At 61.2% G+C, this 12,386-nt stretch carries 12 protein-coding genes; all 12 read right to left on the bottom strand.

Annotated features, from left to right (window positions below; genetic code table 11):
* Window positions 1-69 precede the first annotated feature (69 nt).
* The gene (locus PIB16_RS18120) at window positions 70-267 is read right to left on the bottom strand and encodes a hypothetical protein (RefSeq protein ID WP_271046105.1); all 198 of its coding nucleotides are present in this window, start codon (window positions 265-267) and stop codon (window positions 70-72) included.
* Window positions 268-511: 244 nt separating this feature from the next.
* Window positions 512-1,240, bottom strand: coding sequence for an arsenical resistance protein ArsH (arsH, locus tag PIB16_RS18115; protein ID WP_246666974.1), 729 nt, complete (start codon window positions 1,238-1,240; stop codon window positions 512-514).
* Entirely contained in the window at window positions 1,215-1,637 is a 423-nt protein-coding gene (gene arsC, locus PIB16_RS18110) for an arsenate reductase (glutaredoxin) (protein ID WP_271046104.1), read from the bottom strand. Before arsC ends, arsH begins: the two co-directional genes overlap by 26 nt.
* A 2-nt stretch (window positions 1,638-1,639) precedes the next feature.
* The gene (gene arsB, locus PIB16_RS18105) at window positions 1,640-2,698 is read right to left on the bottom strand and encodes an ACR3 family arsenite efflux transporter (protein ID WP_271046103.1); all 1,059 of its coding nucleotides are present in this window, start codon (window positions 2,696-2,698) and stop codon (window positions 1,640-1,642) included.
* Window positions 2,698-3,225 (bottom strand): arsenate reductase ArsC, encoded by a 528-nt coding sequence (locus tag PIB16_RS18100; protein WP_271046102.1) that lies wholly within the window; start codon window positions 3,223-3,225, stop codon window positions 2,698-2,700. The genes arsB and PIB16_RS18100 overlap by 1 nt, the downstream gene beginning before the upstream one ends.
* An 83-nt stretch (window positions 3,226-3,308) precedes the next feature.
* Window positions 3,309-3,662 carry an ArsR/SmtB family transcription factor gene (locus PIB16_RS18095; RefSeq protein ID WP_059752994.1) on the bottom strand — a complete coding sequence of 118 codons (354 nt, stop codon included), beginning with the start codon at window positions 3,660-3,662 and terminating at the stop codon, window positions 3,309-3,311.
* Between the two features lie 184 nt (window positions 3,663-3,846).
* Window positions 3,847-4,506 (bottom strand): TetR/AcrR family transcriptional regulator, encoded by a 660-nt coding sequence (locus tag PIB16_RS18090; RefSeq protein WP_271046101.1) that lies wholly within the window; start codon window positions 4,504-4,506, stop codon window positions 3,847-3,849.
* Window positions 4,507-4,643: 137 nt separating this feature from the next.
* Window positions 4,644-5,423, bottom strand: coding sequence for an amidohydrolase (locus tag PIB16_RS18085; RefSeq protein ID WP_271046100.1), 780 nt, complete (start codon window positions 5,421-5,423; stop codon window positions 4,644-4,646).
* A 24-nt stretch (window positions 5,424-5,447) separates the two neighbouring features.
* Entirely contained in the window at window positions 5,448-6,212 is a 765-nt protein-coding gene (locus PIB16_RS18080; protein WP_271046099.1) for a 4'-phosphopantetheinyl transferase family protein, read from the bottom strand.
* On the bottom strand, window positions 6,212-9,334 hold the full coding sequence (locus PIB16_RS18075) for an efflux RND transporter permease subunit (RefSeq protein WP_271046098.1): 3,123 nt from the start codon (window positions 9,332-9,334) through the stop codon (window positions 6,212-6,214). Before PIB16_RS18075 ends, PIB16_RS18080 begins: the two co-directional genes overlap by 1 nt.
* Complete coding sequence (locus PIB16_RS18070; protein ID WP_271046097.1) at window positions 9,331-10,584, bottom strand: efflux RND transporter periplasmic adaptor subunit; 1,254 nt, start codon at window positions 10,582-10,584, stop codon at window positions 9,331-9,333. Before PIB16_RS18070 ends, PIB16_RS18075 begins: the two co-directional genes overlap by 4 nt.
* 94 nt (window positions 10,585-10,678) lie before the next feature.
* Window positions 10,679-11,980, bottom strand: a complete 1,302-nt coding sequence (locus PIB16_RS18065) for an MFS transporter (protein WP_271046096.1) — start codon at window positions 11,978-11,980, stop codon at window positions 10,679-10,681.
* Window positions 11,981-12,386 lie beyond the last annotated feature (406 nt).

Raw genomic sequence — 12,386 nt, 5'->3', positions numbered from 1 at the left:
CTGAGCGGCTTTCTTTTTCGAGCTAGCGCCGAAAAGAGATAACGCGCCGCCAATAAGCGCTGAAATGAATTAACGACCCTCCTGTGTCTTGGACCTGAAATAGCTGCCAACGAGATCAGCAGCCAACAGGACACCGGCCAAAACCCACGCTTCAACGCGGGAAGCAATCACCGGGTCAGTGATTGCAAGGCCGGAAACCGCGCCAGCGGCGAGAGCGCCAAGACGCGCTCCAATCGGTTTCACGAGAACGGAAACGATACCTTTCATGAACGATCCCTTTCAGATGTTCACGAAATTCCCCATTTAGATCGCATAAGATAGATTATGGAACTTATTCGATGATGTAGTACCGGATTTTTACGGCTCTTGCTCATTACATATGTCGCCGAAAAATCGAGCCATGGCTGGTTCAACGCCTCGAAACCCTGCGTATATCTTTTCCCACCACAATCGAACTGATCATATGGTTCCGGAATTGAAAAGCACGAAACGTTGAACTGAACTCACCCTGTCAGATTGATTTTAGCGAAACACGTTTCTCAAGTTCATCTGCCAACTCTTTGCGTTCGCTATATCGATCTGTGAGATAGCTGGAAGCGTCACGCGTCAGCAGCGTGAATTTTACCAGTTCCTCACAGACATCCACGACACGGTCATAATAGGATGACGGCTTCATCCGGCCTTCCGCGTCGAACTCCTGATACGCCCTTGCCACCGAGGACTGGTTGGGAATGGTGATCATCCGCATCCATCGGCCGAGAATTCGCATCTGGTTCACGGCGTTGAAGGACTGGCTGCCGCCGGACACTTCCATGACGGCGAGCGTCTTGCCCTGTGTCGGCCGTACAGAACCGATTGCAAGAGGAATCCAGTCGATCTGCGACTTCATGATGCCGGTCATTGCGCCATGACGTTCCGGGCTTACCCAGACCTGTCCTTCCGACCATTCTGAAAGTTCACGCAGTTCCTGCACCTTGGCATGGCTGGCCGGCGCTTCATCGGGCAAAGGCAGGCCCTTCGGATCGAATATTCGAACCTCGCAACCGAGCCGTTCGAGCAGCCGCCCAGCCTCGAATGCCAGCAGACGGCTATAGGACACCTCGCGCAGCGAGCCATAAAGGATCAGGATGCGTGGTTTATGGGTCGAAAACGCCGGACGCAGAGCCTCCGGGTCAATGCTGTGCAGGTGATGCGCCTGTAACGCGGGAAATCTGTCAGACAATGCGCTTTCCTTCATTATCGAGAACCTGCTCGCCATCCTCCTTGAAGAATGGCCCTTTGAAAGCGTCCGGCAGAATATCCAGCACGACCTCTGAAGGACGGGCGAGCCTGGTGCCGAGCGGTGTTACGACAAAGGGGCGATTGATGAGGATCGGCGTTTCCATCATCGCATCGAGCAACTGGTCGTCAGTCAGGTCCGGATTATCGAGACCGAGCTGGGTATAGGGCGTCCCCTTCCCGCGCATGGCCTCGCGCACCGACAGGCCCGCATCCGCAATCATTCTTGCGAGATTCTCGCGTGTCGGCGGTTCCCGCAGATATTCGATTACGGTCGGCTCGATTCCTGCCGCGCGGATCAGCGCCAGCGTGTTGCGCGACGTCCCGCAGGACGGGTTGTGATAGATGGTGGCGTCCATGGTCACTGCCTTTCGGTCATTGTGGTTCGGGAAACGGCGGGTGCGGCCTCATACCAGCCCTTTGAGCGGTTCACGATCCAGACGACCGAAAGCATGACCGGAACTTCGATGAGGACGCCGACAACGGTTGCCAGCGCAGCACCTGACTGAAAGCCGAACAGGCTGATGGCCGCCGCGACCGCGAGCTCGAAGAAGTTGCTGGCGCCAATGAGTGCGGAAGGCCCGGCGACGCAATGGCGCTCACCCGTCATGCGGTTCAGGAGGTAGGCAAGCCCCGAATTCAGATAGACCTGGATGAGGATGGGAATGGCGAGCAGGCCGATGATGGCGGGCTGGGCGATGATTTGCTCGCCCTGGAAGGCAAAGAGAAGAATGAGTGTCGCGAGCAGCGCCACGAGAGAAACCGGCTGCAGCTTTGCGAGAACGCAATCCAGCATCCGTGAGGTGCCGTCAGTCATGAGCCGATGCCTGATCAGCTGCGCAAGGATGACCGGAACGACAATATAGAGCGCAACGGAGAGAACAAGCGTATCCCAGGGCACGGTAATGGCGGAAAGGCCGAGCAGCAGGCCGACCACGGGAGCAAAGGCCACGACCATGATCGCATCGTTGAGCGCGACCTGCGACAGCGTAAACAGCGGCTCGCCGCGTGTAAGGTTGCTCCAGACGAAGACCATGGCGGTGCATGGAGCAGCGGCAAGAATGATCAACCCGGCGATATAGGAATCGATCTCACCAGCCGGAAGATAAGGGCGGAACAGCCAGCCGATGAAAAACCAGCCGAGCAGCGCCATCGAGAACGGCTTGACGGCCCAGTTGATGAACAACGTCACGCCAATGCCGCGCCAGAACATGCCGACCTGCGAAAGAGACCGGAAATCGATCTTGAGCAGCATCGGAATGATCATCAGCCAGATCAGGATCGCGACCGGAATATTCACTTTGGCGATCTCGGCCGTAGCGATGAGCTGAAAGACGCCGGGCATCAAATGACCGAGCGCGACACCGGCGACGATGCACAGAAACACCCAGACGGTCAGATATCGTTCGAAGGCAGACATCAGGCCGACTTTCCTTCAGGATTGGTGGTTCCATCCAATGCACCGATCTGCCGAAGCTGCGTTTCCAGCGCCATTCGATCGATGGATTGCAGGGGCAGGCTGACGAAAGCCGCAATCCTGTTCTTGAGGAAACGCGCAGCCTGCGCGAAAGCGCGCTGAACCTCGATCTCCGAGCCGACCGCAGCGGCGGGATCCTCTATCCCCCAATGGGCCGTCATCGGATGGCCGATCCAGACCGGACAGGCTTCGCCGGCGGCGCTGTCGCAAACCGTGAAGATGAAATCCATCCCTGGCGCATCAGGTCCGGCAAACACGTCCCAGCTTTTCGAGGTGAGCCCGCTGGTGGGATACCCCAGCACCGCCAGTTCCTTCAGGGCGTGAGGATTTACTTCTCCCTTCGGCCGGCTGCCGGCCGAATAGGCATTGAACCTCCCCTCACCTTCCTTGGCGAGAATGGATTCGGCAAGAATGGAGCGAGCGGAATTGCCCGTGCACAAAAAGAGCACGTTATAGATCTTGTCGGTCATGGTTTCGTTCCGTGGTTAGATCGGTGGTCTCGCAAGCCCCGCGATCGAAGCAGAAGAGATGGTGGACACCAGCCCGGCGGCGTTCAAGACGGCTTTGCCTGCGGGCTGCAGCAGGGTGTCAGCTCGGCAATCAAAGGCGCGCAAAGCTCGGTCGAACCACCGCAGCAATCCTTCAGCAGAAACAGGGTCAGCAGACGCAACCCGTCAAGATCGGCGCGATAGATGATAGACCGGCTCTGCCGCTCACTCTTGACCAGACCGGCCCGGGAAAGCGTGGCGAGATGTGCCGACATCGTGTTCTGGGGAACGTCAAGAAGACGCGCAAGCTCACCGGCCGGAATGCCATCCGGCTCGTGGCGCACGAGAAGCCGGAAGGTCTCCAGTCGGGTAGATTGGGCGAGCGCGCCGAGCGCGGTTATTGCACTACTGTTATCCATATATCCAGAATAATGGATATATTGGGTGTGTCAAGTACCGGATATCGTCATGGTCGACAGGCCGGGCGAAGGAATTCCCCTCGCCCTGCCTCTGAACGCGCTTAAACCAGCTTCGCGTCGTAAAGCCGCGACACGACCGTCCTTGAGACCGCAGTCCGGTTTTCCGGGACTATTCGGTACGGGCCTATGCCCCAGCCGTTGCCGGCGTCGGACATCGTCCGGCTTCATCCGCTGCATTGGAATATTGCCGCGCCGACAGGAATCGGCCGATGATCAGATGCATCATCTCGGCCTCATTCAGGGGCTGGAAATCGGGATCGACCGCCAGACGCGAGAAAACACCGTCTATCAATGCGGCGATCCAGGTGGCGGCGCGCTCGGCGTCGAGATTGGCGTCGATCTGTCCCCGCTCCATTCCCTTGCGCACGAGATCGGCGATGCCTGCGCGAATTTCCTGGTCGGCGGTGCGTACAAGCGCATGAATGGCTGGATTTCGAATGGCTTCGGAAGCGATTTCCAGTACCAGCCGGGCATAGGTCGGATCGGTCGCAAGCTCCAGCGAGGCGTCGACGAAACCCAAAATCGCACCGAACTGATCGTCCGCCGCGCCGAGTTCGGCGAAATAGTCGGCGGTTTCCCGTCGCTCTTCGGCAACGATCGTTTCGATGATCGCTTCCTTGCTATCGAAATAATGGAAGAGATTGCCGGAGCTCATGCCGACCGCTGCGCAAATCTGCGCCGTGGTGGTCTGGTGAAAGCCGTTTTGCGCGAAGCAGGTAATGGCGGCTTCGAGAATCTGCTGCCGCTTGGCTTCATGCTTGGCTGGATCCAGCTTGCGGGCCATGATTGCTCCCATAAATTAATTGAGCACTTAGTCCATTAATTATATCGCGGCCGCCTGTCAACCCGCCCTTACCCGTAAAAGGCGAAGGGGGGGCGGAGAAGCACCCGCCCCGGCCGGATTTTCGGCTGGCAGAGGTATCAGGCGGTCAATTCAAACCGCTCGCATTCGCGAAGAAAAGGCAGTTTTGCCCGCGTTTCATCCAGCAATTGGCGGGAGAGTCGCTGCTGATGCACGGTTGCCTTCACATTGGCGTGAAAACATATCTCGCCCAAGGGGTCGATGACCATGCTGTCGCCGTCATAGGAGAGATCGTTGCCATCGATACCGATGCGGTTGACGCCGATGACATAGGACTGGTTTTCGATGGCCCGGGCCGGCAGCAGCGTTTTCCAGTGGGAAGCCCGGCGGGCGGGCCAGCTCGCTATATAGATCGCCGCATCATATTGGCCGCGATTGCGCGACCAGACCGGAAAGCGCAGATCGAAGCAGATGAAGGGAGCGATGCTCCAGCCCTTCAGCTCGATCAACTGCTGCGCCTGCCCCGGCGTATAATGCTCGTGCTCGCCCGCATAGGTGAACAGATGCCGCTTGTCGTAATGAATGAGCGTGCCGTCCGGACGCGCCCAGATCAGCCGATTGAAATAACGGCCGTCTTCGGCAATCGCCACGCTGCCGACGATATCCGCGTCATGTCGGCGCGCGGTCTCCAGCAGCCAGTTTACTGCCTGCCCATCCATGGGTTCCGCCACGGCCTTCGGGTTCATGCTGAAACCCGTGGTGAACATCTCCGGCAGGACGATCAGATCCGTCGCCTCGATCCCATCGAGGTGCCGGTCGAATTGCTGCAAATTCCGCTCGATATTTTCCCAGGCCAGATCGGCCTGCACGAGCGTTACGCGAAGATCCTTGTCACTCATCAATATCTCCCTGAAAATATGGGTTTAACGACAAACAAGCCAGGTGCGGACAAAACTGCCCGTCACCGAAAAGCGGATGGAAAAACGGCGTCCCGCCGGAAGCGAGCGATGCAGCGGGCGCGTCAGTTCCAGCCGCAATTCATCGCGGCCGGGTTTCTCGAAAAGACGCGCCGCCTGGAAATCGAAATGGCGTCCAACCACCGGATAAAGCGCCTTGAACAGCGTCTCCTTGGCGGAAAACACCAGAAAAGGCAGTATGCCTGCGTCACATTCCTCCCGGTCGGCAATCAGCCGGCGCTCCAGCGGTTCGAGGGCGCGCTTCAGGATGACCTCCGTTACCGCTCCCGGCTCGATTTTTTCGATATCGACACCGACCCTCACATCGCAGTCCTGCGTTACCATGCAGACGCAGATGCCGTGGGAATGGCTGATCGAGCCGCTTATGCCTGAAGGCCATACCGGCTCGCGCTTGTTGCCGATGCCGATCGGCTGAGGGTCATGCCCGAAAAGCGCGAGCGCCGCCTGCCCCAGAAAACGGCCCGCGAGAAACTCGGCCTGCCGCTTGGGAACCGCTTCCGCCAGCAGCTTCGGCATCGCCACGTCCAGCCGGTCGAACAGGGCCGTCCTGTAGAACGGCAGGTGATATTGCACCTCGAGCGCGATGACGTTTTCCGATCCGGTATCGAGAAAAACTGGACCAGAGAGGAAACCCTCGGATCGCCCGACGGCGGCGGCGATATGCTCGTGCATGGCGGGCGTCTTCAGGCCTGAGACCGGATAATCCGCCATCATCCCTGCCCCTGCACCGTTGCGGCCTCGCCGGCGGCTATCTGACGCTCCGCCCCTGCCCGGTCTGCGGCGGTCACGGAAGTGAGATTCTGCAACCTGCGGCCGAGCCAGCCGCGCAGATCGTCCATATAGGTGAAGACCACGGGCACGAAAACGAGGCTCAGCAGGGTGGATGTAATCAGGCCGCCGATCACGGCAATCGCCATGGGCGCGCGGAAACCGGCATCCGCCCCCACCCCCAGCGCCGCCGGCATCATGCCGGCAACCATGGCAAGCGTGGTCATCATGATCGGACGGGCGCGCTCGACGCCGGACTCCACCAGCGCCCGTTGGCGGCTCAGCCCGCCATTGCGCTTCTCGATGGCGAATTCCACCAGCAGAATGGAGTTCTTGGTGACGATACCCATCAGCATCAGCAGGCCGATAACCGCCGGCAGATCGAGCGCGCCGCCATAAAGCAGCAGGCCGACGATCGCGCCCCCCACCGAAAGCGGCAGTGCCACGAGGATGGTGATCGGCTGCAGAAAATCCTTGAAGAGAACGATCAGCACGGCCAGAACCATCATCAGGCCGAACAGCATGGCGGCACTGAAGCTCTGGAACATCTCGCCGATATATTCGGCATCGCCATATTGCACCTGCCGCACGCCGGCCGGAAGCGAGGCCACGGCTTCGAGCGCATTGATACGCTCCAGCGCGACGCCAAGCGGAATGCCTGCGAGATCGGCGCTGACGGTCACCCGGCGCTGGCGGTCGAAGCGGTTGAGCTGCCCCGGCCCCTCCGAAACCGAAAGATCGGCGACCGACATCAGCGGCAGGCTGCCATTTGCCACCGACACCCGGAGCATGCCGAGCGTATCGAGATTGCTCTGCGCCCCCCGGTCGATCATGACACGGATCGGCACCTGCCGGTCGCCGATGTTGAACTTGGCGGAATTGGCGTCCGTATCGCCCGTCGTGGCGACACGCGTGACGGCGGCGATGGATTGCGTGGAAACGCCGAGCCGGGCCGCCTCGTCAAAGCGCGGCCGGATCTGCAATTCCGCCCGCGGCAGGGGTTCAGTGGTCTGCACATTGGCGATGCCCTCGATGCCGCGCATGCCGGTTTCCACGGCAAGAGCCGCAGCGGCGAGCTTCTCCGGCTCATCACCCACGAGGATGATGGAAATATCGCGCGCCGCATTTTCATTCTGGAAGGCGAAGCGGATATTGGGTGTGCGGGCGATGAGGCTTGCGGCGCCGAGCTCGAACTGACGTTGGGAAAGCGTACGCTCCGAAGCCGGCACGAGAGTGACCAGCAGCGAGGCGCGCGCGACATCGGGGCCGTCATCCGTCCTGCCGATGGAAGCGAAGACGCTTTTGACTTCCGGCCTTTCCCGGAGCGCCGTGGTAACGGACTGCACGGCATTGTCGGTATCGCGCAGCGTCGAATCCGGCGGCAGCTCGATCAAAATACGCGACAGGCTGCGATCATCGCTCGGCAGAAAGCCCGAGGGCAGAAGCGGCACCAGCAGGAAGGAGCCGACGAGCACCAGAGCGCCGATGCCGCAGGTTTTCAGCCGATGGCGAAGCGCAAGCTCCAGAAGCGCCACATAACTCCGACCCATACGGGATTTCGGCGCGCCGTGATCTTCATGCTTCACCCCCTTCGGCACGAGAATATAGGCGGCCATCAACGGCGTCACGAGACGCGCCACCAGCATGCTGGCAAGCACGGCGACGGAGACGGTCAGTCCGAACTGCTTGAAATATTGGCCGATGACGCCGCCGATGAAGCTGACCGGCAGGAACACCGCGACGATAGTGGCGGTGATGGCGAGAACCGCAAAACCGATCTGGTCCGCCGCATCGATAGACGCCTGAAACGGGCGCTTGCCCATATGCAGATGCCGGTCGATATTCTCCACCTCGACAATGGCGTCATCCACGAGAATGCCGATCACCAGCGTCAGCGCCAGAAGGGTGATGCTGTTGAGGGTGAAATCGAACCACAACATCACCGCGAAGGTGGGCAGGATCGAAAACGGCATGGCGACGGCCGCGATCAACGTCGCCCGCCAGTCGCGCAGGAAGAGGAAGACGACAACGACGGTCAGCGCAGCACCTTCGATCAGCGTCTCCATGGCGACCTGATAGCTCGCCCGGGTATAGTCGACGGTCGAGAGCACCCGGTCGATCTCGACACCCGGATAGATGTCGACCAACCGCGCAATCGTGGCATTGACGGCGTCTTCAACCGCCGTGTCGCTCGACCCCTTGGCGCGGAACACCGAAAAGCCGACCACCGGTTCGCCATCGAGGCGCGACAGTTCTCGCGGTTCGGCCGCGCCATCCGCCACCTTGCCGAGCGTGGCGAGCGTCGTCCATTGACCGTTCGGCAGGCTGATCGGCCGTTCCGCCAGCTCGCCGGCGGTAATCGCGCCGCCAACCGCGCGGATCGACTGTTCCTTCTCGTTGAGCCGGCTTCTGCCGCCGGGCACATTGGTGTTGAAGGCCTGAACCTGATTGTTGATATCCTCGGCATTGATGCCGAAGGCGATCAGCTGGTCCGGATCGAGCTGGACGGTGATTTCCCGGCTGACGCCGCCGATGCGCTGCACCCGCTGCACACCCTTGGTCGTCAGCAATTCGCGGCCGATGGTCTCGTCGACGAACCAGGAGAGATCGACGGGCGACATTTGCGGGGCGCGAACCGCGAAATAGAGGATCGCCCCACCCTCGACATCGACGCTGGCGATAATCGGTTCCTCGATATCGCGCGGCATTTCGGAGCGTATCTGCGAAACGGCCTGGCGCACATCGTTGGTGGCGCGAGCCGTATCGATGCCGAGCTGGAACTCGACCGTCGTGGTGGAAAGTCCGTCGCCGATAGTCGACTGTATGTGTCTTATGCCGGCAAGACCCGAAATCGCACCTTCGACACGCCGCGTTACCTGCGTTTCAAGCTCCGCCGGGGCCGCGCCCGCCTGAACGACGGAAACCGTGACAATCGGAAAATCGACGCGCGGATTGGCGTTGACCGGCAGCTTCATGAAGGACTGGATGCCGATAAGCGTCAAAAGCAGGAACAGGACGATGGTGGGAATGGGGCGGCGGATGGCCCATGAGGAAATATTGGTCATCGGCTATCCGCCTCCTTCTGCGCGACTTCGCTGACGCCGACGATCTCATCGCCGTCGCGCAGGAAGGCGCTGGCGCTTTCCACGACGCGCTCGCCCGCGCTCAACCCTTCGAGGATTTCAACGATGCCGTTTTGCGCCTGCCCCACACGAACGGCGCGGCGCGCCACCCTGTTCTCACCATCGACCACCACAAGCTGGGCCGCACCTTCGCGGCGCAGCCGCAGCGCGGCTTCGGGAACAGAAACGAGAAAACGGCGCTCGCCGAGATCGACCTTGCCGCGCGCGAAGGCGCCTGCCCTCAGATCGGCGGCCGGTTGAACGGCGATGCGCACGATGCCGAGACGGTTCTGGGTATTAACCGCCGGTTCGACGACACGGATGGTCCCCTGAATGGCCCGGCCGACGCCATTGACCGCGATCGCTACGGATTGACCGGTCTGCAGCGACGGCAGCACCCGTTCCGGCGCTTCGGCCAGAAATTCCAGTTCGCCATCCTGCAACAGGCGAAACAGCGGCTCCGTGCTGTCCGGCATCGCGCCGATACGGGCATGGCGCTTCGTGATGAGGCCGGGTTTCGGCGAAAGGATCTCGGTCCGCTCCAGTTCGAGACGGTGCTGGGTCAATTGCGCCTGCGCGCCCGCCAGTTCGGCACGGGCGCCCTCTATCTTTGCCTGCGCCATGGCCGCTGCGGCGCGGCGCTGGCCAAGCTGTTCCTTGCTGACGCTGGAGCCGGAAAGCCCTTCGGCGCGGCGCAGATTCTCGCTCGCCTCTATCTCCGCCGCCTCGGCCTCGGCGAGTGTGGCACGGGCGCGGGCGACGGTCGCCTCCGTCTGTTCGACCTGGGCCGCGAGTGTCTTGCTTTCCAGCCGCGCCAGCAGTTGCCCGGCCGCAACCGTGTCGCCGACATCGACGAAAACCTCGACGATGCGCTGGCCGGTCACGGCCGTACCGATGGAAATATCGTTGCGGGCGGCGAGAAGGCCGGCAACATCCTGACCGGCGTTGAAACCATAAGGCGCTGAGGTGACGACGGACACATGCGGCCGCACCTTGACGGGCGCCACGGTCTGCGCCTCTGCGGGCGCCTCCTCAACCGGCAGCATCATCCAGACAACGCCGCCCGCAAGTCCAATGGCGAGCAGCGCCCACCAGAGCAGGCGTCTGGAAGGCCGTCGTCCTGTCGTTTCGCCGGGTAGTGGTCGAGGGTTTGCAGGCTGGGGATTTGGGAAAGAGGAATTCAGCTCGTTCATGGCAGGACGGGTCCGGATTTGAACATCGGGTGCGGCAAAAGCTGCGGCGCACGGGTGGCTTGATTGCATCTCGAAGGAACAGGTGGCCGCCCGCTCATGGTGGCGATTTCGCCAGTGCGCGTGCGGCCGGGCTGAGTAAAACCCAGAGCAGCAGCAGGCAGAGCGTGGCGCTGAGCCCCCACAAGAACCAGGCGGCGCCGGCGGCTTCGAGGCCGAAACCGGCGATCAGCACGGCAAGAGGGGTCGCCATCATCGCAATCGCCGCCGTGGTTCCAAGCACGCTGCCGCGGATCGCGGCCGGCGCGCGCTTCAGAAACATCGCATTGGCGAGCGGGCCGAGCGCCCCGGTGGAAAGGCCGATCATGGCGGCCGCGATGAGCAGCAAGGGACCGCTCTGAAGGAAAGCGATGAGACCGATGGAAAACGTCGCGCCTGATATGCCGGCGAGCAGCACGGCCCGTCCGTTCCAGGAATGACCGCGAATGGCGAAAACCACCGCCGACAAAGCCGCCCCTGCCCCGGAGACCGAAAGAAACAGCCCGAGATCGAGGACATCCGCGCCGCTGGCCTTGAACAGCACCGGCAGGACAACGGCGTTGAGCGCCCCGAAAACCGCCAGCATCACCATGGCGACGATAAGCAGAAGACGCAGAAGCGGCTCCGTCAGCAGAAAGCGCAGACCCGCAAATGTCGCATCGCCGCTCTCCGCACCGGCGGACTTGCGCCTATGACGCGGCAAACAGATCGCGCCGATCATGGCGGCGAGCAGCGAACAGGCCGCCGTGATCATCAAGGCATATTCCATCCCGAAAGCGGCAATGGCGATGCCCGCGACCGGCGGGCCGAAAATCATCGCCGCATTTTCGAGCAATTCATCTATCGAGGTGACCCGCTCGATCGGCATCCGGGCGATGCGGGCAAGTTCCGGCACCCTTGCATCATGGGCGATCATGCCCGGGCCGTCGAGCAGCGCCCCGACCACGATCAGGCCGAGCAGAAAGCCGATATCCATCTGCCCCGCCATCATGAGAAAGGGAATGGCGGCGACACTCAGGGCGCTGGCAAGATCGGCGGTAACCGCAACGATGCGCGAACCGAAACGGTCGACGATGGGGCCGCCGCAGAAAGCGCCGATAACCAGCGGTATCATGCCCGCCGCCGCCGCTATTCCCGTCCAGGCGGCATTGCCGGTCAGGGACAGCACGATCCACGGCAACGCAGCGGCCGCCACCGCATTGCCGAAAAGCGACAGGCCTCCGGCAAGGATGACGCCATAAAGCGGCGCACGACGACGCGGAAGACTAAGCCCGCGAAACCCGGCCCCCGAAACCGTTTCGAGTTCACCACAGGACATCGCAAGAGGCATCGTCTCAACCGTGCTGCTGTCTGAAGGCATCGCACTCTCCAAGTTTCATCGGCTCCCGGCGCTGCCGGTAAGGATGAAGGCGGTAAATATCCGGCCGCACAGGTTCCCGAAGCGGACGCGTATGAACGATCCTCACACCTCGCCTGCCCGGCTCATCTCAGCCATTCATTTCATTAATTAAGTAGTCAGTCTATTTATTATGGCGAATGTTTTTTTGTCAAGCGGGGCTCGAGAAAATGACAGGGTGACGGGAAATGTCGTTTGGGGTCGCATGTGCAGGCGATGTCAGGCGATGGGTGAAGACTGGACATTGGGGCAGCTTTTTCTGCGCCCATACGCGACAAATTGGCTCCCCGGGCCGGAGCCAGCCCTCGACCCTCGTTTCCGTGCTTGTCACAGGGATTTAGCCGAGGCGTGTTTGCGTGGACAAAACTCT

The organism is Agrobacterium sp. ST15.13.015, from assembly GCF_027871645.1.
Lineage (GTDB): Bacteria > Pseudomonadota > Alphaproteobacteria > Rhizobiales > Rhizobiaceae > Agrobacterium > Agrobacterium leguminum.
This window is presented reverse-complemented; position numbering and strand designations above follow the sequence as displayed.